The sequence below is a fragment of the Streptococcus sp. ZY171113 genome (assembly GCF_057748235.1).
Map to the genome: position 1 here is coordinate 1,247,330 of NZ_CM173243.1, position 25,717 is coordinate 1,273,046.

The 25,717-nt window shown below is 51.3% G+C and carries 24 protein-coding genes; 1 reads left to right on the forward strand and 23 read right to left on the reverse strand.

Annotation, left to right across the window (positions count from 1 at the left end):
• Positions 1-11: 11 nt before the first annotated feature.
• From prfB to AC3ARB_RS05880, 6 genes are all read right to left on the reverse strand, one after another.
• Positions 12-1,119, reverse strand: a protein-coding gene (prfB, locus tag AC3ARB_RS05855; protein WP_488319664.1) for a peptide chain release factor 2 whose coding sequence is annotated in 2 segments (ribosomal slippage) — positions 12-1,046 and positions 1,048-1,119 — 1,107 coding nt in all. Because the reading frame shifts where the segments join, the coding sequence is not laid out codon by codon here.
• 238 nt (positions 1,120-1,357) lie between these two features.
• Positions 1,358-2,485, reverse strand: a complete 1,128-nt coding sequence (gene queG / locus AC3ARB_RS05860) for a tRNA epoxyqueuosine(34) reductase QueG (protein ID WP_488319665.1) — start codon at positions 2,483-2,485, stop codon at positions 1,358-1,360.
• A 95-nt stretch (positions 2,486-2,580) separates the two neighbouring features.
• Entirely contained in the window at positions 2,581-3,573 is a 993-nt protein-coding gene (gene asnA, locus AC3ARB_RS05865) for an aspartate--ammonia ligase (RefSeq protein WP_488319666.1), read from the reverse strand.
• Between the two features lie 93 nt (positions 3,574-3,666).
• Positions 3,667-4,278 carry a lysozyme family protein gene (locus tag AC3ARB_RS05870; protein WP_488321538.1) on the reverse strand — a complete coding sequence of 204 codons (612 nt, stop codon included), beginning with the start codon at positions 4,276-4,278 and terminating at the stop codon, positions 3,667-3,669.
• A complete protein-coding gene (locus AC3ARB_RS05875; protein WP_488319667.1) occupies positions 4,275-5,249 on the reverse strand; it encodes a nucleoid-associated protein in 975 nt (324 codons plus the stop codon). Before AC3ARB_RS05875 ends, AC3ARB_RS05870 begins: the two co-directional genes overlap by 4 nt.
• A gap of 123 nt (positions 5,250-5,372) precedes the next feature.
• A complete protein-coding gene (locus AC3ARB_RS05880; RefSeq protein WP_488319668.1) occupies positions 5,373-5,942 on the reverse strand; it encodes a TetR/AcrR family transcriptional regulator in 570 nt (189 codons plus the stop codon).
• A gap of 219 nt (positions 5,943-6,161) precedes the next feature.
• Here AC3ARB_RS05880 and AC3ARB_RS05885 point away from each other — a divergent pair, with 219 nt between their 5' ends.
• Complete coding sequence (locus AC3ARB_RS05885) at positions 6,162-6,785, forward strand: cysteine hydrolase family protein (RefSeq protein ID WP_488319669.1); 624 nt, start codon at positions 6,162-6,164, stop codon at positions 6,783-6,785.
• A gap of 97 nt (positions 6,786-6,882) precedes the next feature.
• On the opposite strand, the gene glyA is transcribed toward AC3ARB_RS05885, so the two are convergent.
• From glyA to AC3ARB_RS05970, 17 genes are all read right to left on the reverse strand, one after another.
• Entirely contained in the window at positions 6,883-8,136 is a 1,254-nt protein-coding gene (gene glyA / locus AC3ARB_RS05890) for a serine hydroxymethyltransferase (RefSeq protein WP_488319670.1), read from the reverse strand.
• Positions 8,137-8,148: 12 nt separating this feature from the next.
• Positions 8,149-8,703 (reverse strand): RNA 2'-phosphotransferase, encoded by a 555-nt coding sequence (locus AC3ARB_RS05895; RefSeq protein ID WP_488319671.1) that lies wholly within the window; start codon positions 8,701-8,703, stop codon positions 8,149-8,151.
• A gap of 30 nt (positions 8,704-8,733) precedes the next feature.
• A complete protein-coding gene (locus AC3ARB_RS05900) occupies positions 8,734-9,330 on the reverse strand; it encodes an L-threonylcarbamoyladenylate synthase (RefSeq protein WP_488319672.1) in 597 nt (198 codons plus the stop codon).
• Positions 9,323-10,153, reverse strand: a complete 831-nt coding sequence (gene prmC, locus AC3ARB_RS05905) for a peptide chain release factor N(5)-glutamine methyltransferase (protein WP_488319673.1) — start codon at positions 10,151-10,153, stop codon at positions 9,323-9,325. Before prmC ends, AC3ARB_RS05900 begins: the two co-directional genes overlap by 8 nt.
• Complete coding sequence (gene prfA / locus AC3ARB_RS05910) at positions 10,153-11,232, reverse strand: peptide chain release factor 1 (RefSeq protein WP_488319674.1); 1,080 nt, start codon at positions 11,230-11,232, stop codon at positions 10,153-10,155. The genes prmC and prfA overlap by 1 nt, the downstream gene beginning before the upstream one ends.
• 211 nt (positions 11,233-11,443) lie before the next feature.
• Complete coding sequence (locus AC3ARB_RS05915; protein WP_488319675.1) at positions 11,444-12,013, reverse strand: thymidine kinase; 570 nt, start codon at positions 12,011-12,013, stop codon at positions 11,444-11,446.
• 141 nt (positions 12,014-12,154) lie between these two features.
• The gene (locus AC3ARB_RS05920; RefSeq protein WP_488319676.1) at positions 12,155-15,055 is read right to left on the reverse strand and encodes an insulinase family protein; all 2,901 of its coding nucleotides are present in this window, start codon (positions 15,053-15,055) and stop codon (positions 12,155-12,157) included.
• A 183-nt stretch (positions 15,056-15,238) separates the two neighbouring features.
• Positions 15,239-15,556 carry a thioredoxin family protein gene (locus AC3ARB_RS05925; RefSeq protein ID WP_488319677.1) on the reverse strand — a complete coding sequence of 106 codons (318 nt, stop codon included), beginning with the start codon at positions 15,554-15,556 and terminating at the stop codon, positions 15,239-15,241.
• A 35-nt stretch (positions 15,557-15,591) separates the two neighbouring features.
• Positions 15,592-17,325 (reverse strand): ABC transporter ATP-binding protein, encoded by a 1,734-nt coding sequence (locus AC3ARB_RS05930; RefSeq protein ID WP_488319678.1) that lies wholly within the window; start codon positions 17,323-17,325, stop codon positions 15,592-15,594.
• A 12-nt stretch (positions 17,326-17,337) separates the two neighbouring features.
• Entirely contained in the window at positions 17,338-19,068 is a 1,731-nt protein-coding gene (locus tag AC3ARB_RS05935; RefSeq protein ID WP_488319679.1) for an ABC transporter ATP-binding protein, read from the reverse strand.
• 15 nt (positions 19,069-19,083) lie between these two features.
• Positions 19,084-20,046, reverse strand: coding sequence for a trigger factor (locus tag AC3ARB_RS05940; protein WP_488319680.1), 963 nt, complete (start codon positions 20,044-20,046; stop codon positions 19,084-19,086).
• Positions 20,047-20,299: 253 nt separating this feature from the next.
• A complete protein-coding gene (gene thiI, locus AC3ARB_RS05945; protein ID WP_488319681.1) occupies positions 20,300-21,514 on the reverse strand; it encodes a tRNA uracil 4-sulfurtransferase ThiI in 1,215 nt (404 codons plus the stop codon).
• A complete protein-coding gene (locus AC3ARB_RS05950; RefSeq protein ID WP_488319682.1) occupies positions 21,515-22,657 on the reverse strand; it encodes a cysteine desulfurase family protein in 1,143 nt (380 codons plus the stop codon).
• 86 nt (positions 22,658-22,743) lie between these two features.
• Positions 22,744-23,349: a TIGR01906 family membrane protein gene (locus tag AC3ARB_RS05955; protein WP_488319683.1), complete on the reverse strand. Its 606-nt coding sequence runs from the start codon at positions 23,347-23,349 to the stop codon at positions 22,744-22,746.
• Positions 23,342-24,115, reverse strand: coding sequence for a TIGR01457 family HAD-type hydrolase (locus AC3ARB_RS05960; protein ID WP_488319684.1), 774 nt, complete (start codon positions 24,113-24,115; stop codon positions 23,342-23,344). Before AC3ARB_RS05960 ends, AC3ARB_RS05955 begins: the two co-directional genes overlap by 8 nt.
• A gap of 35 nt (positions 24,116-24,150) precedes the next feature.
• Entirely contained in the window at positions 24,151-24,693 is a 543-nt protein-coding gene (locus AC3ARB_RS05965) for a nucleotidyltransferase family protein (RefSeq protein ID WP_488319685.1), read from the reverse strand.
• A 96-nt stretch (positions 24,694-24,789) separates the two neighbouring features.
• Positions 24,790-25,701 carry an AEC family transporter gene (locus AC3ARB_RS05970; protein ID WP_488319686.1) on the reverse strand — a complete coding sequence of 304 codons (912 nt, stop codon included), beginning with the start codon at positions 25,699-25,701 and terminating at the stop codon, positions 24,790-24,792.
• Positions 25,702-25,717 lie beyond the last annotated feature (16 nt).

Here is a 25,717-nt window from a genome sequence, read left to right on the forward strand (position 1 = left end):
GTAACAATCACTTATCCCTCATCCAGCCCCATCTTCCACTTGAGGTAGGCGTCGATAAAGCCGTCGATGTCGCCATCCATGACCTTGTCCACCTGGGCCACTTCGTGGCTAGTTCGGTGGTCCTTGACCATGGTGTAGGGGGTGAAGACGTAAGAACGAATCTGGCTACCCCAGGTGATTTCTTTCTTGTCACCCTTGAGGGCTGAGACTTCTGCTTGCTTCTTCTCCTCTTCCAGCTGGTAGAGCTTGGCCTGGAGCATCTTCATGGCTCGGTCTCGGTTTCCGTACTGGGTTCGGTCAACGGTAGAGGCCACCACAATCCCTGTCGGAATATGGGTCAACCGCACACCCGTTGAGACCTTGTTGACGTTCTGACCACCTGCACCGCCTGAGCGGAAGGTGTCCATCTTGATCTCGTCATCCCGAATATCAACTTCAATGGTATCATCCAGTTCTGGCATGACTTCCACCGAGGCAAAGGAGGTATGGCGACGCTTGGCCGAGTCAAAAGGTGAAATCCGCACCAAACGGTGGACACCCATTTCCGACTTGAGCAGACCATAAGCATTTGGCCCCTGGAAGGACAGGGTCACCGACTTGATGCCCGCCTCATCACCCGCCTGATAATCCAAGGTTTCCACCTTGAAGCCCTTGGCATTACCAAACCGCATATACATCCGCAGGAGCAAGTCACCCCAGTCCTGGGCCTCAGTTCCACCCGAGCCTGGGTGGATTTCCAAAATGGCGTTGTTGCTGTCATAAGGCTCCGACAAGAGCAGGGTCATCTCGTAGCTGGTCATGAGCTGGTTCAAACGCTCCAAGCCCTCCACCAACTCACCCAGCAGGCTCTCGTCCTCGTCCAACATCTCCTGCAAGAGCTCGCACTCATCGCAGAGGTCCAACATGTCGTGGAAGGTCTGGTACTTGTGCTTGAGCTCGTTGAGCTCCAAAGACACCTTCTGGGCTGCCTGGTTGTCGTTCCAAAAGTCTGGCTCGGTCATGCGGTGCTCCAAGAGAGCAATCTCTTCCTCTAACCCATCCAGGTCAAAGAGACCTCCCAAAGCTGGTTAGCTTTTCTCTCAGGTCCAGGAGCATGTTGCGGCAATCGATTCTATCCATACACACCTCATTCATTTATTTTTTGGGGCAATAGCAGAGCTAAGACCCCTTTATTTTTAGTTCAGTTTAGTCTGGCAAGTAACTGCCATAACTTATCTATTCTATCACATTTTTAGCCAACTTGCCAGCAATCCAGCAAGACTTCCCACGCCGTCAAGATATCTCGGTTGGCCGTCCGACTGGCCCAAACCAGGGCAAACAGGGAGTGGGCTAATCTTGCCAAAACATCTCATCAGCATTAACCAGCCTGCCAGCGTTGCAACAAGAGTTCACGTTCCGTCAGGATGTCCTCGTTGTCTGTTCGAATCTCCAAAACCATGTCCAACATATCCTGACTAGGCTGTTTAATAATTTCTCCCAGAGCCCAGAGGGCTGTTGCTGTGTGAATAGGGTTATTGTTCTTGTCGATAATTTCCAAGAGCTTGACCACAGCCGTCTTGTCATGGGCATTGGCCAGGGCGATGATGGCATTGCGTTGGAGGATATTTTTCCCCCGCCAGGCCCCTGCAATCATGCCAAACTTTTCCTTGAAGGTCGAGTTGGTCAACTCTAAGAAGGGAATCAGCTCAGGATGAGCCAGGTCAGGGTCAATCTCGCTGGCCAGGGGATTGTTAAGCCCCTTGTTGTAGGGGCAACAAATCTGGCAGATGTCGCAACCATAGATGACGGTCTTGATTTTCTTACGAAATTCCAGGGCCATCATGCCCTTGTCCTGGGTCTGGAAGGATAAACACCGCTGGGCATCCATGCTGCCATCCCCAATCAAACAGGAGGTCGGACAGGCGTCCAAGCAGCGGGTGCAGTCGCCACAGTCGTAGTCAACTGGGCTGTCTGGCTCGATGTCCAGGTTGGTAATCAATTCCCCCAGATACATGTAGGAGCCGTATTCCTTGGAGATGACCAGGCCGTTCTTGCCGATAAAGCCAATACCGGCCCGTCTGGCCACGGCCGTGTCCACCAGTGCACCTGTATCCACCATGGCCTTGTGTTCCAGCGGGTAGTCCTGACAAAGTTCCTTAATGCCGTTGGCTAGTCTGGTCAGCTTGTCCTTGAGGACATGGTGGTAGTCCAGACCCCAGCTGTTAGGGGTGATTTTGCCCCGTTTGTAGCTGGTTTTCTGTGGTTCAATCGGCAACTTATGCGGGTAAGCGACAGCTATGGAAATGATGGTTTTGGCCGATGCCAGACTGAGCTTGGGGTCCAAGCGTTCGTCGATGTTCTTATGCTCGAAACCTGTTGTCCGCCCTTCCTCGTAGGCCGCGCGCAAGCTTTTTTCCAAATACGAAAAATCATCAGCCGTGGTAAAGCCGATTTTTGAAATGCCAATCTCTTTTGCCAGTTCCTGAATTTTCGTCTTTAAGTCCATACTACCAGTTTACCCCAAAAGCATGACAAGTGCAAGAATAAGCCGTTACAAGTTGGTGACAAGAAAAGTTCCCAGCCAAAGACTGAGAACCTTGTTTACAAAATATTATCAAAATCCACCCGAACCTGGTCAGGCCAGACGCTGGATTGAACTTCGCCGATGTGCTGCTTGCGAAGCAGGAACATGGCCAAACGAGACTGACCGATACCCCCACCGATGGACAGCGGAAAATCGCCTGCCAGAAGGGACTGGTGCCAGTCAAAATTGAGGCGTTCCATATTGTTTGTCAGGAGGCACTGGTGGCGAAGAGCCGCCTCGTCCACCCGAATCCCCATCGAAGACAGTTCAAAAGCTGTGCCTAGCTGGTCATTCCAAACCAAGATGTCACCGTTTAAGCCCTTGTAGCCTGCTTCTGTCGGGGTTGTCCAGTCGTCGTAGTCTGGGGCCCGCCCGTCATGGGGCTGGCCATCAGCCAATTCACCACCGATACCGATAAGGAAGACGGCGCCGTATTCTTTGGCGATGGCATTTTCCCGTTCTTTAGAGGTCAAGTCAGGGTAACGAGCCACCAAATCTTCGGTGTGGACAAAGGTAATTTGCTTGGGCAGGACAGACTCAATGTCGTAACGAGCCTCCACCGCCAGCTCGGTCAAACGAATGGCCTTGTAAATCTGCTCTACGGTTTCTTTGAGGTAGGCCAGGTTCCGGCGACCAGCTGGGATGACCTTTTCCCAGTCCCACTGGTCAACATAAACCGAGTGGGTCGGGTCCAGAGAATCCTCGTCAGGTCGCAAGGCCTTCATGTGGACAAAAAGTCCCTCGCCTTCGTTAAAGCCAAACCGAGCCAGGGTGTGACGTTTCCACTTGGCCAGGGAATGAACAACTTCGTAAACAGCATCTGGAATCAGCTTGACGTGAACCTTAACGGCATTTTCGATGCCAGACAGGTTGTCCTGCATGCCATCGCCAACGCGGCTAAGAATAGGTCCCTGAACCTCAACGATGTCTAACTTGTCAATCAAATATTGGGTGAAGGTGTTCTTCACAAAGGAAATTTCTTCCTGCTGATGGATAAAACTTTTTTCCATGATTTGCCTTTCACAATGGTGATAGTTTATTGTAGCACAATTCGTCTTTCCTGGCAAAGAAAATCTGGCCAGCGTCAGCTATTTTTCTCAAAACTAATCGGAAAAGAGGGCCACCAGTTTGACCAAGCGGAGGTTGACCGCCACCTGCTTGGCGTAGTAACTGTTGCCCCCGTTGCGGTAGAGGCTGGTGCCACCATGCCAAAGGGCGACAGGGTTATAGTAAGGGTAGGTCTGACCGTCAGTGTTACCAAGGCTGGGTGCCACCACCTCTCGGGAATAGGTCTTGGCCAAATCAACCGTGGTCACGCCACCCCGTTGAGAGACGTAGTCAATGTAAGACAAGCCGAAATTGTAGGCCTGAACAGCCGTCCAAACATCGACACCCGCCTCGTCAGCCACCACAAAATTCTCCGAAAGGACGGTGATGCCCTGCACCAAGCTCTCCTTATTATCGGTAATATCGCCTGGAAGGCCAGTCAGGCTCTCGCTGGACTGAATGAGGTCATCGGACCTGCCCTTGGTCTCAGTATAAATCATGGCCAAAATCAAATCCTGACCAGCAGGACTGCCTGTTTCAGCCAGAACCTCCTTGACCAAGGGCCGGTAGGTCAGGACATGCTGGATTTGCTGGTAGGTGCGGACACTCCATAGACCCGCCAAAACCAGCACCAGCAAGAGTAATAGTTGCAAAAAACGCTTCATTATTTGCTGGTGATGTCCTGAATGTTCTTGATGAGAATGGAGTAGGTCCCATCATGATTTTGGATAAATTCCACACTGTCGGCGTCTTCGTAAACGTGGTTGGGCACCAGAAGCTCGATACCGTTGGACAGAGACAGTTTCTGGTTTTCCAGTTTTTTAAGCTGGCGGGAATGGTCAATGTCCCCTAGCTTGATGGGCTCTGGGATAGCTTCCTTGAGTTGATCCACAAAGGTCAGTCGAGCCGTCAAGTTATCATCAAAGAGCTGGTCTGCCAACTGCTCTGGTGACAAGGTATCTCCAGCCTCCAGGCTCTTATGGAGGGCAGATTTCATCTTGCCCTGAAAGGCAAAATCATCTCGGTTAAAGTTATCGGCAATCTTCTGAGCTGTCTGTTCCATGAGCTTGATGGACTTTTTCACCGACTGCTCGGGCTGAACCGCCAGGAGATTCTCCGAAAAATAATTGGCAAAAGACCCATTGTGCTTGATCCGCTTTTCAATCAGGTAGTAGGCCTTGGTGGCCAGGTTGATGACCAGGGCCTCATCAGGAGTTTGGCTGGCACTTGGCAGGTTGTTGCTGGTCAGCTGGATGGGGCACTCCTCGTCACCGCCGGCGTGAACCAGGCTCTCCCGCAAGGTTAACCGCAGAAAGGCAAAATGCTTGACCCCCTCCTTGTCAAAGTCGATAAAGACCAAATCATTGGTCTTCTGGTTGTCGCTGATGACGAACTCTTCCTTCCAAAGCTGACTGACAGCCACCGAGGACTGGTAGAGGTCGTCCCCAATCAGGCTGAAAAAGGGGTTGTCCTCGCCAAACTGACCCCGCTTGGCCTCGTCCGAAAAGACCCGAGCCAACTTCTTGCGAAAATACTCGTCCAACCTCGGGGTCAAGGTCAGCGGCCCCTCAGCCAAGTTTAACTCCGTATCGTCTGGACTAAACTGGTGGATAATCACCCGCTTCACATAAAGGTCCATGTCCGCCTCCTTCTTTCTTCTCCACGCTCTTATCCCTTTTTAGGGAAATGGCAGAGCGATGAACTGTTTTTCCATTTTACCATAATCACAAGGTTGTAACAAGGTAAAATCAAAACCTGCCAACTAAATAAAAAGAAGACCTAAGTCTGCCAACAAGCGATGACGAACCAGTTCTAAACTAGCTAAATTCTGACGAACCTTAACCAAGAGCACCCCTCCCTGTAAGCTCGCCATAATTGCCACAGCCTGCTCTTGTGCAGCCGCCATATCCAGTTCCGGCTGACGTTCTCGTAAAACACCAGTCAAAGCCAATTCCCAATCAGCGACAAACTCTTCTAATAGAACCTGAAAATCCCCTTCCTGACTAGCCAGCTCTGCAATCAGATTACCTAAGGGACAGCCATGAAAAACCGTTTGATTCCGATGAAAATCATAAAACCAATCCACCATATCCAAAAGAGCCTTGTCAGGATTAGCTTGACTCAAAATCTCACCTAAAAGCTCCTGTCGCCACTTGGTCAAGAGTTTTTGAATGACCTCCAAACCAATAGCCTTCTTGGACGTAAAATAATGATAGAGCTGTCCCTTACCGACACCACTAGCCTGCATAATGTCGCTGATAGAGGTCGCCACGTAACCCTGTTGGTAAATCAATTCTTCTGTTTTTTCTAAAATGAAATCTCTTGTTGTCATCATCATATCCTTAACTGTTTTTCTAAATTATACCACGTTTTCAAACAAAAAACTTTACAAACCCGTTTTGAGGTGGTAAGATAATTCTGTACCGACCGGTAGGTACTTAATTTTGCTCAAGAAAAATCACCGTCAGGCAAACAGCATGCTCTATTAGCCATGTCTCTTGGTGCTTTTCAGAGCCTATTATCAAAAAAAAAAAGAAAGAGGTAAAAACTTATGTTTAACCCTAAAAACGTTGCCATTGTCATCACAGACCCTCAGGTTGAATTTTTGAAGCCTGCTGGTAAGGGCTTCGGAGCTACCAAAGACATTCTGGAAAAGGTTAATACCATTGAAAACCTCATCAACCTTTTTGCCGTGGCCAAAAACAAGGGCTACAAACGTTTTATCTCAGCCCACTACTTCTACCCTCACGACAGCAAGTGGCAATTCAAGGCTGCTGGCGAAACCATGATGATTGAAAATCAAATGTTCTGGCGGGATAGCCAGTATAGTCCTGTTGTCGAGGGCTCTGGAGCCGACATCATCGAAGAGATGAAAGAGTTGATGGACGAAGACACCATCTTAGTCAGCCCCCACAAAATTTTTGGCCCTGAAAGCAATGACCTGGCCCTCCAACTCCGTAAAAACGGCATTGATACCATCATCTTGGCCGGTATGAACGCCAACCTCTGTGTTGATTCCCACATGCGTGAACTGATTGAGATGGGCTTCAATGTGATTGTTGCTAAAGATGCCATCGGTGCCCCTGGTCAAGAGGCCTACGATGCCGCCCTGACCAATTTTGGCTACATCGCTAACCAAGTTTTAACCACCGAGGAAATCATCGACGCCCTCTAAGTTAACAAACCGAGCTGGGTTACAGCTCGGTTTTTAGGTTGTCTAAACGAAAAGCAAAAACAGCCCTAGTTGGGCTGCTCTGCTATTTATCAAAATCTTAGCTATAAAGTGGGAAAGCGTCGGTGATGGCACGGACTTCGGCACGAACCTCGTCCAGCACTTCTGGCTTGTCAGCGTTTTCCAGGGTCTTGATGATGAGTTCAGCAATCTTGGTCGCTTCTGCTTCACCCAAACCACGGCTGGTGATGGCTGGTGAGCCAATACGGATACCTGAAGTTTGGAAGGGCGACAGGGTTTCAAAGGGAATGGAGTTCTTGTTGAGGGTGATGTTAACCTCGTCAAGGAGGTGCTGGGCAACCTTACCGCTTTCAACAACGCCAGTCACGTCCACCAAGAAGAGGTGGTTGTCGGTACCGCCAGAGATGACCTTGAACTTGTCATGCTTGAGGAAGACATTGGCCATGGCCTGGGTGTTCTTGATGATGTTCTCACCGTATTCTTTGAAGGCTGGGTCCAGAACTTCCTTGAAGGCAACTGCCTTGGCAGCAATGACGTGCATGAGCGGACCACCTTGCAGACCTGGGAAGATGGCTGAGTTGATTTTCTTAGCGATGTCTTCATCATTGGTCAAAATCAAGCCACCACGTGGGCCACGAAGGGTCTTGTGGGTGGTTGTTGTGGTGATGTGGGCATGCGGCACTGGGCTTGGGTGGTGACCTGAGGCAACCAGACCAGCAATGTGGGCCATGTCCACAACCAAGTAAGCCCCAACAGCGTCAGCGATTTCACGGAACTTAGCGAAATCAATGATGCGAGAGTAGGCTGAAGCTCCCGCCACAATCAGTTTTGGTTGCACTTCTTTGGCCTTTTCAAGGATGGCATCGTAATCCAAGAGGTGGGTTTCTGGGTCAACGGTGTAGTGTACAAAGTTGTACTGCTTACCAGAGAAGCTCACGGTCGCCCCGTGGGTCAAGTGACCACCAGCTGACAGGTCCATCCCCATGACCGTATCGCCTGACTGGATCAACGCCATGTAAGCCGCCGCATTGGCCTGGCTACCTGAGTGCGGCTGCACGTTGGCAAACTTAGCTCCAAAAATCTCCTTGGCACGCTCGATGGCCAGATTCTCCACCACGTCCACGCAGTCGGTACCACCGTAGTAGCGTTTGCCTGGATAGCCTTCGGCGTATTTATTGGTCAAAAGGGTGCCCTGGGCAACCATCACAGCCTTAGAAACGACGTTCTCAGAAGCAATCAACTCAATGTTATTCTGCTGACGCTCTTCCTCAGCATGAACCGCTGCCCAAAGGTCAGCGTCGAAGGCTTCAAAGTTCTCTTTGTCAAAAATCATGGCGATTTCTCCTTAAAAATATTTTTTAATGTAACGTTTATCAATGTTATCAGTCAACCAAACCCCGTTGGCTGAACGATAAAAAACCTGACCGTCTGCATGAAGCTGACCAGCAGCAATTTCCAAGACACAGGGCTTGCCATGCCGCCGACCAACTGCTTGAGCAGTCGCAACATCAGCCGACAAGTGGACATGTTGACGGCTCATCTTCACAATGCCCTGAGCTAAAATAGATTCCAGCTGATGCTCTGCCGTCCCATGGTAAAGGACTTCTGGCGGTTCAAGCTGAGAAAGCCCCACATCAACGGCAATCGAATGCCCCTGTCTGGCTCGAATCTTGGTGCCGTCAGGGCTGTACTCGTAGCGTTTCTTATTATTAGTCGCCACAATATGGTCCAAACGGTCACGGGTTAGAGAAAAACCAAGCTTTCGACTGACACCAGCCAGTAAAGCTGGCACAGGCAAGTAGCCCTCATCATCCAGCTGACAATCAATCAGCTGGGGATCGTGCCGCAAAATCAAACTTATCAGACGACCAATCGACCGATCGTCATGTGGTTTTCCCATAACAACTTCTCCTTCTCAAAAAAGGGCAATCTAGGTCTCAAATACTAGCTCTGGCACCGCAGCCTCAAGATCGGCCTGGGTGATGGCACCCTGGCGTAAAATCCGAGCGGTCTCCCCAGACAAGTCCAGGATAGTTGAATCTCGGCCAGTCAAGGCCTCATCGTCGGCGTAACCCGCCACCTGACCGCCAAAGGCAGCCATGATGTCGGTAAAAGCCACCCCGCTCTCTTGGCCCGATAAATTGGCCGAGGGGCCAATCAGGGGACCATGCTGGGCAATGAGCTCAGCCGTCACAGGATGGGCTGGTAACCGAAAACCAACCGTGTCTAGGCCTGAATTAATCCAAAAAGGCACCTTATCGTTCGCTTTTAGGATGATGGTCAAGGGTCCAGGCATAAATCTATTATACACTTTTTCTAGAAAAAGTGGTGGATTTTGGCTGAATTTTTTTATTTGTTCGAGATTTGATACATTTAGATTGAGTGCCTTGTCACGAGGGCGGTTTTTGAGGGCGTAAACCCGATTGACCGCCGCCTCATCCAAGGCCTGGGCGAAAAGCCCGTAAACGGTCTCGGTCGGCAGGACAACCGCCCCACCGCTGGCTAAAATCTGGCCCAAATCAGCCATTGTCCACCACCACCATTCTGTCCTTATCAAAGGCGTCTTGCAAAACCCGAACCCGCTTGTCGGGAAAAGCTGCCTGCATGAGGGCCGACACGCTGGCCCCTTGCTTGTAGCCGATTTCCAAGTAGATTTTCCCGTCTTTGGTCAAATGAGCTGGCGCACCGTCAGCGATTTTACGGTAGATGGCCAGGCCCTCTTCCTCCGCAAATAGAGCGGTATGGGGTTCGTGACGGAGAACATTGCTACCAACTTCGTCTTCATCAGCGTAAGCGATGTAGGGTGGGTTGGAGACAATCACATCAAAGACCCCATCAAGCTGGTCAAAGACATCCGACTGGATGAGGGAAACTGTCACCCCATGCTTGTCAGCATTAGCTCTTGCAACGGCCAAAGCATCGGCAGACAGGTCACTGGCCGTCACCGCCCAGCTGGGCTGGCTCTGGGCTAGAGATAGGGCAATAGCACCGCTGCCTGTTCCAATGTCTAAAACCCGCAAGTCCGCTCGGCTATTTTCCAAAAGCATCAGCTCTACCAGCTCCTCAGTCTCGGGACGAGGAATGAGGACACGGGAGTCAACCGAAAGGGTCAGGTCACGGAAATGGGCCCGCCCCGTGATGTACTGGGCAGGAACATGGGCCATGAGCTGGTCGGCAATCTGCTGGAGAAGGGCCTGGTCAGCTGGCGTCAGGGCCTCTCGCAGGTGCAAAATCAGGTCCGTCGTGGTCCAGCCCTTGAGCTCCTTAAACACATAGGAGAGGGCTGCCCGCTCCTCTCCTACTGCTTCCAACTGGTTTTCGAGGGCAACAAGTTGTTCACCTAAACGCATTAGTTGGCCAACTTCTCGAGTTTTTGGGTCTGGTCATAGAGGACCAGGGCGTCAACCACCTCATCCATCTTACCAGCCAGGATGGTGTCCAACTTTTGCAGGGTCAGGCCGATGCGGTGGTCGGTGACACGGTTTTGCGGGAAGTTATAGGTCCGAATCCGCTCGGAACGGTCACCCGTACCGATGGTTGATTTCCGCTCAGCGTCCTGCTCGTCCTGGGCAATCTGGGCAAAGTGGTCAGCCACACGGGCACGAATAATCTTCATGGCCTTTTCACGGTTCTTCTGCTGAGTCCGTTCTTCCTGCATTTCAACCTTGATGTTGGTCGGCAAGTGGACAATACGGACGGCCGTTGCCACCTTGTTGACGTTCTGACCACCCGCACCAGAAGCGTGGTAGATGTCCACACGAAGGTCTTTAGGATCGATGTCGTATTCCACGTCTTCGATTTCAGGCATGATGAGGACGGTAGCTGTTGAAGTGTGGACACGGCCCTGGCTCTCGGTCACAGGAACCCGTTGCACCCGGTGGGCACCGCTCTCGTACTTGAGTTTGGAGTAAACCGACTGGCCAGACACCATGGCCACCACTTCCTTGATGCCACCGACACCGTTGTAAGAGGTCTCCATGATTTCAAAACGCCAGCCCTGGCTTTCTGAAAATTTCTGGTACATGGCCAGGAGGTCACCCGCAAAGAGGGCCGCCTCATCACCACCAGCAGCCCCACGGATTTCCAAGATGATGTTCTTGTCGTCGTTAGGGTCTTTTGGCAGGAGCAAGATTTTCAGGCGGTCTTCCAGCTCTTCCTTGGCTGCCTTGGAGGCCTTGAGTTCTTCCTTGGCCATCTCTTCCAGGTCACTATCCCCACCAGCGTCCTTAATCATCTCCTCAGCGTCAGCGATGTTCTGGATAACCGCCTTGTACTCGCGGTAAACGGCAACCATTTCACGGGTGCCTGCCTCCTCCTTGGACAGTTCCATAAAGCGTTTGGTGTCACTCACCACCTCTGGATCGCTCAAAAGCTCGCCCAGCTCCTCGTAGCGGTCTTCCACCGCCTGTAATTGGTCGTAGATGTTCATGATTTCTCCTTTTCTGTTGGGAAATAGCCCAGCAGGTCAGCTGGTTCCCTTCTCATTCTCTTTTCTTGGTTAGATTGTTGGTACTGTGACTGTTGACTGGTCGTCAAGCAAGTTCAGCCTTAGCATTTGGGTCTGCAAACTCTTTTAGCAAAGCTTGTTCACCTGTCAGCAGTTTTTGTGTGGTTGTTCTAATTCAAAAACAAAAACCACTCTAAATCAATGGCTCCTTATAGTGCCTGCGGCAGACTGGGATGTAAGTCTCGTTACCACCGATTTGGATTTGCTCGCCCTCGTAAACTGGTTGGCCGTTCCGGGTTCTCAAAACCATGGTGGCCTTTTTCGAGCAGTACTGGCAGATGGTCTTGATTTCCTCAATCTTATCTGCCAAGAGCAAGAGGTACTGAGACCCTTCAAAGAGCTCATTTCGGAAGTCATTTTTGAGGCCAAAGGCCATGACTGGCACATCCAGTTCATCAACCACCCTGGCCAGGTCATAGACATTACACTTGGTCAAAAACTGACACTCATCAATCAAAACACAGTAGGGTTTGTCCTCCCGCTCTGCGATGTAGCCAAAAATATCCATATCGTCTGTAATGGGAATGGCTTCGCGTCGCATACCGATTCGGCTAGACACCACCCCAATCTCGTCTCGATTGTCCAAGGCCGAGGTCATGATAACCACAGGCTTGCCCTGCTCCTCGTAGTTGTGGGCCACTTTGAGAATCTCGATGGTCTTGCCCGAGTTCATGGTCCCGTACTTGTAGTATAACTGTGCCACGTCACGGCTCCGTTCTATTGGTTTGGGGCCAAGCCCACTCCTTCTTATTCTACCATAAAATGCTTCACTTGGGCAGTCCCAGTCCTCAAAAATTATCGAAAAACCAACGGTCAGTCAGAACCGCTGGTTTAGGAGCTTTCTCTAGTCGCCCATTTGCCCCAGATGAACCAGGTTGAAGGCTTGTCGGGCTTGGTCTATCTTGTCAGCTGAGACAAAGGCGGTCTGGTAGCCCATGGTCATGGCCTTGTCCAGCAGGTCAGCCACTTGGTCCAAGTCTTCAAAGCTGCAGGCCAAGACCTGATCATAAATCCGCTGACGAAGCTCATCCGTGTAGCCCTCAAAAATGGCACTGACCACATGGTGAATCTTATCGGTTTCTGAAATAGGGCGAGACAAGTCGCCAACAGTCCCCACGATAAAGCCATCCAAACTTGGGTAATGGTCTTTGAGCTGGCGGAGGTAGTTGCCCATGCCAGCCATGGCCGCCAGAGTAGTGGTCAGGTTAGGGTCCCTAAAACTGGTCGCAATCAGGCTGCCGTCAGCCGTAACAGCCAACTCAGCCCCATAGGCACCACCCAGCACCCGAATCTTGTCCCAGAGGTACTCGGCGTTGAGGATTTTACGAGCCACTTCCATGGCACCACAATAGTGGCCACCCAAGGCCTTGAAGTCATAGCCCAGAGCTAGAGCGTTGACCTCGCCATCAATGACCAGGGCTTCTTGCTTGTTGGTCAGGACAAGGTCTGCCAGCAGGTCCCTCTGAATCACTTGACCAGTCCTTGGCCTCAGGGTCTGGGCTAACTTGTCCAAGAAGGGCTGGATGCCATTCCCCTGATAGACCACCGTGACAGCTTCTCTAGCAAAGGCCTGCTCAGCTAGGGCCTGCAAATGGCTAATCAGCTCGGCTTTTTTACCCTCAAAAGACGCTACCAAATCCCGTAAGAACCAATAGAAATCCAGGCCAGACAGGTGGGATTCTAGCAAGCCCCTGGCGTTCAGGTAAGACCGCAGCCGCTGAAAGGCCAACTCATTGCCCTTGTCTAAGACATCGTAGTCAAACTGCTGGAGCAGGTTGGTCAGAAACTGGTAAAGCCGCTCCTCATCGTCCCAAATGGTCCCATAGGCCATGTCTTTCAAGAGGTCAAGCACCGCTTCTTCCTGCTGATGCAGGTACTTGCTGAAAAACTGAATGGCCACATAGGGCTCGCCATTCTTTTCAAAGACCCTGGTCCAGAAATAGGTGGTGCCTGTTTTCTCCGCCAGGTCATTGCTGAGGGTAAAGGCGTCCCTCGTCGCCGTTCCCAGATAGCCAAGGAGGCCACTCATGAGGGCCAGATAAGGCAGGTCAGCCACTGTCAGGTCTCTCTGGTCAAAGACCAGAGAGACCTGCTGAATCGGTCGCTTGGCTACTTTGTCGGACTGGACTGCGTAGGCTACCAAGGCATGGGGCACCCGCTCGTAGGAAGTGGTTTCCAAGCTCGGAGCCAAATCTGCCACCGCCAGCTTGGGAAGGCTGGCCAAACTGCTGGCTGAGTTCGGGGTTTCCTGCATGGTTTTGAGGTCCAGCAAATCAGCTTCCAGCTGGGCCAATTCCTGCTGGGTCAAGCTGTCTTGGTAGGCTGCCAAATCAGCCTGAGCCTCTGCTGCTTCTGCCTGATACTGGTCCAAGCTGGGCTCCAAGGACAGGTAGAGCCAATGGGGATTGTCCAGATAGTAGGTCTGAATCAAATCCTCAAAATAGCCCTGCTGGCTCTTTTCCACCACCTTGGCCAAGAGACCAGCATAGTCCAATTTTTCAGCTGGCGACAGGCCCCTATCTACATGAGCCAGGGCGTCCAAACTCAGCAGGATACCCTTGGGCAGGCCCTGATTGTCAAAACCTTCCAGCAAGAAAAACTGCCACTGGTTAATGACTGAGGTCACCAGATTCTGGTCCAGCCCCTGGACCACCAGATCTTTCAACTCTGCCTCAACCAACTCACGCACCGCCTCCAAATCCTCCCCGTAACTGTCCAAAAAGGTCACGGTCGTGTAGGGCTGGAGCAGGGTGTCATCAAAGCTCGCATAAACATCGCTGACCAGCCCCTTGGCCACCAGTGCCTGCTTGATGGGCGAACTTTCCATGCTAAATAAAATGGAGGCCAAAAGCCGAAGGCCGAAATTATCCTCCAGCTGGTCCAAACGCCCCTGGGCAATCCCGATTCCCGTCAAGGACGGGGCATAGTCAGGCGAGGCACTTGGGTAGGTTTTTCGGAGCAATAGCGGAGCGGCAAAGCTGGTCGCAACCTCCTCTTCCAAAAGAGGAGGAACAGCTTGCTCACTATCCAGATAGGCATCAATCCGTTCCAAGACAGCAGCGATGTCAAGGTCACCATAGACAGCCATAACGGCCTGGGAAGGGTGATAATGCCGCTTGTAGAAGGCCACCATCTCCTCCTGGGTCAGGCTGGGAATATCCTTGGGATTGCCGGCCGCATGCCAGCGGTAGCTATTGTCAAACAAATGGGTCAATAACTCAATACTCAGGGCATTGTCAGGTGAGGCCAACATGCCCTTCATCTCGTTGTAAACAATGCCGTTGACCGTCAGGTTCCCCGCCTCGTCAACCTCGTAATGCCAGCCTTCCTGGGCCAAAATCCGTGGGTCATTTAGAAAATTAGGATGAAAAACCGCATCCAGATAGATGTCCAACAGGTTGAAAAAATCTTGGTCATTGGTCGTGGCAAAAGGATAGACCGTTCGGTCAGGGTAGGTGATGGCGTTGAGGTAGGTGTTGAGCGAGGACTTGGCCAGCTCCGCAAAGGGGTCCTTGACATTGTACTTGCGGCTGCCACAAAACACCGAATGCTCGATGATGTGGCAGACCCCATTGTGGGATTCTGGCAGGGTCCGAAACTGGATGGTAAAGGTCTTTTCAACCGCAGCCGTTTCCAAGTAAAGGACGCTTGCCCCTGAGGTCTTGTGGCGAAACCGGTGCAAGGTCCCGTCTGCTAGGTCAAGTGGACGGCTGTCCACCAGAACAAAGTTATCCATGCTTGTCATCTTTCTCCTTGTCTAGTGTTTAATGGCTATCGGTTCAGATAATAAGGATTAGCACCAACCGTCGGTCAAACAGTCCGAGTAAACAAAACCCAACTGACAACCTAAAACACGATAAGAAAAACCGCTAAACGATGGCACCACAAGGTCATCTACCGTTTAGCGATTGGTCAGATTAGTCTCTCCTTAGTAGAGGTACTGGCCGGCAATGTCCATCAGTTGCTTGCTGCTCAGGGCCCCCATATCCCGCTTGACAATCTCTCCGTTAAGCATGAAGAAAATGGTTGGCACACCCAAGATACCGTGTTCTTGGCAGAATTCTGCATTGTCTGGATCGCTGGAATTGAGCTTGTAGATATTCACAAACGGGAAGTCAAAGTCAATTTCCTCCAGGCTCTTGCCCAAGGCCACACATGGGCCACAGTTGATGCCATACACATCCACAATCGAAAAGCCTTCTTTGGTTGCTTGGGCGAATTCACTGGCTTTAATTTCTTTAATCATTTTCTGTTCCTCTGTTTCTCTTTTTATTGTTTTCCTTAGTCATGGTCCAAGGCCATATCCTCTTGCAAGTGGATAAAGCGTCGGTAGAGTGGTGAGCATTGATAGAGCTCTTGGTGGGTTCCTTGGGCGACAACTTGGCCGTCTTCCATTAGGATAATCTGATCTGCCTTCAAGATGGTCTTGAGGTTATGAGCCACGATGATCATGGTCTTGTCTGCCATCGCCTCCATGAGGTTGCTGGTGATTTCCTGTTCATTGACCGCATCCAAATTGGCAGTCGCCTCATCCAGCAAGAGAATCTCTGGCTGGCTCATCAGGGCACGGGCTATGGCTACCCGCTGGCGTTGGCCACCTGACAACTTGAGCCCCATATCTCCCATATCGGTATCCAATCCCGCTTCCAAGCTAGGCAAAAATTCATCCAACTTGGCCAGTTTAACCACCTGGTCAAGATCAGCTTGAGAGACATCCGACCTAGCACCGTAGAGCAGGTTGTCACGGATGGTTCCCGATAGAAGCGGGCTGTTCTGAATCACATAGCCAAAGGCTTGTCGCCACTCGTCTAGGTGAATGTCATTGATATTGATCCCGTCCAAAAGAATTTCCCCTTGAGTGGGTTCATAGAAGCGTTCTAAGAGCTTGAGCAGGGTGGTCTTGCCACAGCCTGACGGTCCGATGATGGCAGTTGACTGGCCCAAGGGAATGGTCACATCGATACCATTCAGAACCGCATCACCACCCTCCTTGTAGGCAAAATGAACCTGCTGAAAGGTCAGCTGACTGCCCCTGACCAGGCCCTGGTCTCGCTGAATAACTTCTTTTTCCAAATCAGCAATCTCAGCCACCGCACTGGTTGACCCCTTGATGCCCTGCATTTGCAGGAGGGTCTGGAAAATCATCTGGAAATTGTGGGGCATCATGGCACTGAACATGTAGAAAGAAATCAGGTCGTCCAAGGTCATCTGGCCTTGCTGAACCAGAATATTCCCACGAATCAGAACCAGACCCGTCAAGAGCACATCGACAAACTGCTGGAAACTGCTCAGGAACACCTCGTAGCGAACCTTGCTGAGGTCCACCTTGAATTTTTCTTGGTTGATGGCCTTGCCTCGTTCAAACTCACTGGCCTCTGTTCCGCTGACCTTAATCAGCTTCATATTGGCCAGACGCTCTGAGAAATAGCCTGTCAGCTCCGAAATGCTGTCCTGCAGGTAATAATGAATGGTATAGACCCAATTGCTCCCGAAAATGAAGAAGAGGGCGTAAATCACAACAATGGGTAAAATCAGCAAAGTCAGGCTGGCGGAGTAAGAAAACATGGTGAACAAGCTCAAACCCGCGAAAAAGATGACGCTGAGCAAGGTCAGAAAATCATCGACAATAGTGCCCAGAAGAATGGAATCCTGGGTCACCCGACTGATCAAGGTTGACGGCACCAGTTTTTCATAAAGACGAATCGGCAGGTCGATAAAGGACTTCCAGGTCGCAATCTGTATCCGCTGGTCAAAGAGGACCAGGACATAGGCTACAAAAATAGGAACCAAAGCCGCCAAGGTCGCCAGGACATTGGCAGAGATAAAATCCTTAATCAACCCCGGTTTTTCGATGGCACCAGCTGTGATGTCTCCCATAATATCCACCGAATAAACCGCTAGGTTGGTGGAAAAATAGATAATCACCCCTTGGAAGGCATAGAGCAACCAAGGGAGTTTAGATTTTTTCAAGAGATGAAGCAAGGGCTTCCAGGACGTTTTAGTTTGTTTTGACATATCTCTCCCCCCTTACATGCTAAGATCCGCTTGGAGCAGATCCTGATAGAGGACACAAGACGCCTTGAGCTGGTCGTGACTGCCAACAGCAACCACCCGCCCCTTGTCCAGAACGACAATCTGATCGGCCGCCTCGATGGTTCTCAGGCGATGAGCCACAGCCACCACCGTCCGCCCCTGAGCCAGGGTCTGCAAGGAGGTCAGAACCTCTTGCTCGCTATCAGCATCCAGATTGGAGGTCGCCTCATCCAAGAGCAGGATTTCGGGTTGTTTGAGAAATAGCCGAGCTAAAATCAAGCGTTGCCGTTCGCCACCTGACAAGCCCTCACCATTTTCAGCCAGGACCGTATCGTAGCCCTCAGGCAGAGCGGTAATCGCCTCATGGATGGCAGCTTGCTTGGCCGCTAAAACCAGCTCCTCCTGACCAACCTCCCGCTGGAGACCATAGGTGATGTTGTCTCGAATGCTCCCAGAAAAAAGACTGAGTTCCTGGGTCACATAGGCGATTTTGCTCCGCCATTCCTGCAAGTCATAAGCCCCGATGGGCTGATTACCGTAGGAAATCGCTCCGCTATCGACAGGGAAAAACCGTTCAATCAAGGCCAGCAAGGTCGATTTCCCTGCACCAGAAGCCCCCACGATAGCGGTCAATTTCCCCTTAGGGATGGTCAGGTTCAGCCCTGACAAAATCGGACGGTCTTGGTAAGAAAAGGTCACGTCTGAAAAGACCAAATCCTGGGGCTCAGCCACAAGGGGCAGTCCCTCGTAAACTTCCGCTTCTTCCTCCATAAAATCCACCACCCGTTCAACCGAGCCCTGAACCCCCTTAATCAAGGGCCAGATATTGGTCAGCAAGCCCAGATTGGACGAGATGGTCTGGGTGTAGAGAAAGTAAGAAATCCAAACCGCCACCGTCATCTCACCAGCCCTAATCAGACTAGCACCGACAATGACTGACAAGAGGGTATTGAGCACCCCCATGGTTTCATCCAAGGTGTTAAAAACAATTTCGGTCGCCTTGAGCTTAAAGCGGGCACGATTGTACTGCTTGATCACCGCCTCGCCCCGTTCCTTCTCAAAGTTTTCTTTCAAAAACACCTTGACCAGAGGGATGTTGACCAAGATTTGTGACAGGTAGGCGGTCAAAGCGGACAAGCGTGTCTGTTGCTTGTAGGTGTAGCTAAAGACCACCCGCCCTTGGATGTACTTGATGAGCAGGGCAAGGGGAATCAAGCCCAACTGAATCCAAACAAGGGTCTTGTTATAGGAAAAAATGTAGGAAAAGGCCAGAAAAAGCCCATAAAGCCCCGACAGGAGGTTGGTCAAAACGGTGACAAAGAGGTCACCAGCCGTCCCTGTATCCACTGTAATCCGGGAAATCATTTCTCTGGGACTGGTTTTTTGATAGACCGACATTGGCAACCGCAACACCTTACCCCAAACGGTATTGAGGACATTGCGGTTAATGACCGCCGTCGTGTAGCCGTTGATGTAGGTGCTGGCAACCACCGACAGGGCTGACGCCAGCAAAATCACAATGGCTGTCACAACGGTCTTGGTCGAAATATCCCCAGAGGTCAGCTTCTGCTGGTAGTCTGGGAAAATGGCTCCAACCCGTGTTGACACAAGGCTAACAACAACAGACAGGACAATCAAGGGCCAAGGCAAGTGTGAGGACTGTAAAAAACGGATAAAGCGGGACCAAACCTGCTTTTTTCCACTAGATGGTTCGCGTTGGCTCATCGGCATCTCCACTCATCAGACCACTTCCAAATCCAGTTCCGTGTAGAACTTGTTCAAAATACGATTCTGGGCTTCCTCGATGTAGGCCCGCTTGATGGCACCAGAATAAGGCATCATGGCCTTGAGCTCCTCCACCGTCTTGTCCCCTTCCGCTGCCCAGCCTGCTAATTCCGCCTCATAGTCAGCTTCCGTTGGTGGCGTGACCTCATCTTTTAGGGTATGGTAGGCATAGACATAGAAGACAAAATCCCGTTTGATGGTCTCTTCCACCACCTGGTAAATGTCCTCAACAGGTTGGTCATCGTGGGTAAAGACCGTGTGGAGGTAAGGCTCAAACTCGCTCTCCATCTCCTTGGCCTCCAGTTTCAAAGATTCCCAAATTTCCTCCTTGAAGGCCTGGTACTCAGCCTCGTCGCTGGCCACCTCGATAGACTTGAGCAACAGATCACTGATGTAGCCGGCCGCGCCATTGAAATACTGGTCATACTTGTAGTCTTCCAAACGGTCTTGGAAAAAATGCTCTTCAAACTCGGCCACCGTCTGGGCTTCTGGGTAAAACTCACCAAACTCTTCCGCCAACATGGCTCCCGTCACTTCTGGAATCAGTTTACGCTTGGCACTGAGGATGGTGATGGTCACGGCTTCTTCCTGAACCGTGATGGTCTTCTCCTCACCAACTGCCATGCCGACCATAGCTGCTTCAACTTCCTTGTCAAAAAAGCCACGCCCCAAGGCCAGAGGTACGGTCTTGTTAAACTTCTCCAAGACTGAGACAAATGTCGCTTCAACAATATCCCCGTCGCCAATAGCCACACCAGCCTCCAGCTGGCTAATCTGGCCATGCTGCTTGGCCACACGGGCAAATTCCTCAGCGATAAACTGGTCAACCTCTGACTTATTAACCGTCAAAGTCAACTGCTCTGGAAGAAAGGCCAATTCTTCAATTTTAGGCCCAGCAATCAAGCTACTTTTCATCATCAACTCTCCTTTTCTTAACTCAAACTCCCTAGCCAAAAATGAGGGAGCAAGCGATAACAATCTAACTCTACCATATCAAAAATTAGGAGTGTTGTCAATCAGAATTGGAAAGCCCTTTCCAACACCTGCAAGCCCTCTCTAACCTTCTGCTCTTGTCAAAAAATAAGGCCAGGATAAGACTCCCAGCCTCGATAAGTCGTCTTAAGCAAAGAAAGGCCAAGCTCATCGCTCAGCCATGTCCCAAAACAGCCATCTACAACAGGTCAGCCAACAAATCATCAACCTCATCCGCCTCTTCTTTTGGCGTGATTTCGGTGATCATGATACCAGCCACAGCCCGTTCCACCAGGGCCTCGACGTCCATGCGGGCCTCATACTGCTCGGCGTTTTTGAGCTTGGGATTGGTTTTTGGCCGATCAGGGGCAAAAATCGTACAGCAGTCCTCAAAGGGCTGGATGGAGACCTCAAAGGTGTCAATCTTCTGGGCCAGCTCGATGATTTCCAGCTTATCCATGGTCACCACAGGGCGAATCACCGGCGTGTTGGTCACGGCGTTAATGGCCACCATGCTCTCCAGGGTCTGACTGGCCACCTGACCCAGGCTTTCGCCGTTGATGATGACCATGCCCTTACGGACCTCACGGATGCGATCCGTAATCCGCATCATGAAGCGACGGGTCAGGGTCATGAGGTAGGCCTCAGGGGCCTTGTCCTTGATTTCTTCCTGAATTTCAGTAAAGGGCACCTCGATAAAGGTGATGTTGCCACCGAACTTGGTCAGCTTGCGGGTCAAATCATGGGCCTTTTTAAGAGCACCTGGGCTGGTGTACGGCGGGCTGGCGAAGTGAACCGCCTCGATTTCCACGCCCCGCTTGAGGGCCAGGTAACCCGCCACAGGCGAGTCGATCCCGCCCGACAGCATGAGCATGCCCTTAGGCGAGGTGCCGACGGGCAGACCGCCCGCCCCCTTGACTTCCTCGTGGGACAGGTAGGCTGCCTCGTCACGGATTTCAACCTTGAGGGTCACGTCAGGATTCTTCATTTGGGCTTTGATGGATGGCAGAGCTGTAAAGACCGCGTCACCCAGGGTCAGGTTGAGCTGGTAGCTGTCCAGCTCAAAGTTGTGGTCGCTGCGCTTGGCCGCAATCTTAAAGGTCATGCCATCTTGATACAAACCAGTCATGACGGTCACGACCGCCTCTTTCAGGGCTTCGACCGATTTTTCCACCTTATAAACTGGTGAAAAGGCCTGGATGCCGAAAATCTGTTTGAGGGACTCGGCAACTGGCTCGTAATCTGCCCCGTTCAGGTAAACGTGGCCCCGGTCCCGGTCAGCCGTGACCTTGACCTCTGGGTAAATGGACAAAACGTCCGCAATGTTTTTCCTCAGTTTGTTGATGAACCGCATCTTGTTCTTGCCCTTGGTGGACAACTCCCCGAAGCGAATCATGATTTCTTGGTAACGCATCTAACCCCTCACCTTCGTCGTTTTCTGATAAATCTGCTTAAAAATGGTCAAAAATTGCTCCACCTGTCCCATGTCATTGTGGCCATCCAGGCTAACTCGGACAGCGGTCTGGGCCTCCCGAACAGGCACACCCATGGCAATCAGGGTCCCAGCTGGGCTTCCCGCCTTGGAGGAACAGGCCGATGTCGTGGACACATAGATGTCATGCTCCTCAAAGGCATGGACCGTCACCTCACCCCGAACCCCCTTGATGCCAAAGGTCAGGATATGGGGCGAAAAGGCCTCCCCAGTCCCCGAAAAGACCCGCACGTCCTCAAACCTACCCAACTCCTCATGGAGGAGGTCACGCATGGCTCGGACACGCTTCTGGTCGTCTTTTTCCAGGGTCAATCGCAGAGCTTTTGCCGTGGCTGCGATGGCTGGCAGGTTCTCAGTGGTTGAACGGAGGTCGCTCTCCTGGCCGCCGCCAGTCAATAAAGGCGCAATCCGCTTGCCTTTTTTCTTGTAGAGCAGGCCAACGCCCCGCAGGCCATGGAACTTGTGACTAGAAAAAGAGGCCAAGTCCACTCGGTCAGTCAGGTAGTCTGCCAGGTCACGCTTGCCGATAGCCTGAACCGCATCCACATGGAAGGTCACGCTAGGGTAGGCCGCCAAGAGGTCTGAAATGGCCTTGATGGGCTGGAAAACCCCGATTTCATTATTGAGGGCCATGACCGAAACCAGGATGGTATCTGGTCGCAAGAGACCTGCTAAAGCCGCCACATCCACCTGACCAGTTTCATCAACTGGGGCGATGGACAACTCAAAACCCTGACTTTCCAGCCAGCGGGCAGAGGCCAGCACCGCAGGGTGTTCCACCGCCGACACGATGAGGTGCCGACCGAAACTGGCCTTCTCAAAGGCGATGCCCTTGATGGCCCAGTTGTCACTCTCCGTCCCGCCAGAGGTAAAGAAAATCTCCTCTGGCAAAACGCCTAGCAGCTCTGCGATTTGCTTACGAGAAGCCTCCAAGACCCGACTAGCCTGACTGCCCAAGGCATGCAGGCTGGATGGGTTACCAAAAATCCGCGTCGCCACCTCCTGGTAGGTCACCAGAGCCTCTGGATAGGGCTGGGTGGTGGCTGCATTGTCAAAATAAATCACGCTATCACTCTTTCTCTTATCGTCTCAGTGGCCAAGGCCACAACAGTCTATTATAACATAAAAGCACCAAAATGGTGCTAATCAAGTCACTTGCTCCGACGGGCCAGGGCCCAGAGCCCCAGAAACAGCCCCTCGTAGAGCACAAAAAAGATGAGGAAGCAATGGAGGAAAAACTCAGCGGGCAAAATCAGAATAACCGGATCGGTCGCTGGGTTAAAAAGCCAGGAACTATCGCCTGGGAACAGGACCGTGTGAAAGAGGGTAAAAAAGGTTTCAAAACCCACTAAGACTCCCAAACCCGCCACCAAAAGAGGCAGGGCCGCCATGCCCAGCAGAGACTGGCGGTAGAGCGTTAGCACTTCTTTTTGGAAAAATCGCAGAGCTGGATAGGCCAGAACCAGACAAACAGCTTCTGCCAGCAGGAACAACCGCTTCACATCGACAAAGTGCTTGGCACCGCTGGCAGAAACTGGAAAATCAGCCATCTCCAGAGGATTGACCCAGGGCAGGAGCAAATAGGCCATGAGCTGGTCAAAATTAGCCTTAATCCGCTCGGCTGATAAGCCTGAAGCTAACTCCAGGTTTAGCTCGGCTATTTCCCAAGGGAAAATCAGCCAAGCTAGGAGAAAGGTCAAGACAGCAGCCAGGGCCACCAGCCAAAGGGCCGTCGCTAGAAACCGTCCCCTAGTCATGGTCGAAACTCCAGTCAGCCAGACTGGCCAGCACATGGGTCGGAGCCACAGGCAGGTCAGCCACCTCATCAGGCTGCGTGAAACCAGTCGTCACCAAAAGGCTAGCAATCCCGTTATCAAGACCCGCCCGAATGTCGGTCAGGTAGTTGTCGCCGACCACGATGGCCTCCTCTCGGGCCACACCCAGTCGGGTCAGGGCCTTGTCCATGATGATGGCCTTGGGCTTGCCGATAATCGTAGGCTCAACCCGAGTCGCCGCCTGCAAGAGGGCTTGCAGGGAACCCGCCCCTGGCAGGAGCCCTCGCTCAGTCGGAATATTGAGGTCAGGGTTGGTGCCGATAAAGACCGCCCCCTTTTGAATGGCCAGGGTCGCAATCGCTAATTTCTCGTAAGTCACATTCCAGTCCAGACCAACCACCACATAGGCAGGATTTTCCGTATCCTCAGTATAGCCAGCTCCGAAGATAGCTGATTTGAGGCCCTCTTCGCCGATAACGTAGACAGTCTTGCCCTTGCCCAGTTCATTCATATAATCAACTGTTGCCAGACTAGCCGTGTAAATGCTCTCCACAGGCACATCCAGTTCACAGAGGTCTGCTAACAGGTCACGCACCGCCTCTGGCGTCCGTGTCGTGTTGTTGGTCACAAAAAGGTGAGGGATTTTCCGCTCCTGAAGCTCTTGCACAAAGGCCTCCCCAGCAGGAATCCGCTCCCTTCCCTTATAAATCGTTCCGTCTAAATCAATCAAATAGCCCTTGTAGGTCATGAGGTGTCTCCTTATTCAAATCTTAACTGTGGCCACTATTCTGACCACTTTTTCCTAGCAATACGACGATGATAAAGAGCCAGTCGTTCTGTATCATCGCTAAAATGAGGAGTTGGCCGCACCCGAAATTGGGCAATATCCTCCAAGCCATAAGGGGCAAACAGCTCCAACTCTCCACCCCATAATCGAATACCAATAGCTGTGCACCTTTCAGGATACTTCCTAATCGCCTCACAACTACTGCCATAAGGTAAGGTATTGGGACTATGAAGGTGCATATAAACTTGGTTTTTCACTTGCCAGTCAAATTCAGGATAAGTAGCTTGCAGATTCGCTTCAATCCGTTTGGTCTCTTGCTCAGAAATCAGCGGGTCAAAAAAGACCACATCAACATCCGTATCGTCATCAAAGGTCGGCTTGCCTGACAAGGCATTCCAGATGGCATTACGGACCGTGCCAGCTGCAATCCAAGCATCTGGCAACTCTAAACCATCCACAATCTGTAAGATCTCATTTATCTGCCTATCTGCTAATAATAATCTTTTACATGCTTCAACATTGAATAGTCCCTCAGTCAAACCTAACCTCCTAGACAGTCCCTTATTTAGGGGGATAACCCTTCTTTTACGGTAAAAATATTAGCTCAGCCTTGCAGTACATCTAGCCAGAAGAACTCACACAAAGGCCAGCACTAAAAGAAATAAAATCACTAAACTGATAATGATGGATAGGGAGTTGACATTGGCTGGGCGAGAGGATTTGTCCCCCAACTTCAAGGCATAAATTGGAGCGACTGTTGACACAGGCGAGAAGAGACAGATGACCACCATTTGCTTAGCCACTTGATCCAGTGGCAGGAAGAAATAGGCAACAGCTGCCAAGATGGCACTCAAGCCAAACCGAAGTCCGAGGATGGCCCTTAAATCCTTAATTTCTGCGTGATCAACGTTGATGTCAACCAAGAGGCCCAACATAAACATGGCTAAAAAGCCATTAGCCTTAGCCGCTGTTTCGGAAAAGAGCAAGATTGTATTGGGGATTTCAATCCGTAAAGCGGACAAGGCAAGAACCAAGCCATAGACCAGTAGGGGAACAGCTCGTGACAGGTTTTTGAGTACCCCTGACAGCCCTACTTTCTCCTGCTTATCATCCAAACTGGTCGCAATCATGTAGTTGCCCCCTAGTACCAAGAAGGCATTGCCCACATCAAAGAGCAAAACTGGAGCCAGATAAGAGGCAGGAAAAAATGCCTGGACAAAGGGGAGGGCGACACCGCCGATACTGTAACCTGAGAGCTGCATAATGGCAGACCCCTTGGTCAAGGCATCTGACTTAGCAACCCGCAGATAGGCCGCAAGATCCATGATGAGGTTGCTGGCAAAGCCGATGGCAAAGGGTAAAAAGAGCCCCCAATGAAAGTCCAAGGCTGAGGCTGATGACAAAAGAGCAGCTGGTAGGGTTACATTGATAAAGAGATGGGAGAAGAGTTTCGCATCCTCCTTAGTCGCCCACCCTTTTTGCTTAAAACCATATCCTAAAGCAATGACTGCCACCAGACCACCCAGTCGTGCGAGTACGTCTAGCATAATTTCTCCTTCAAAT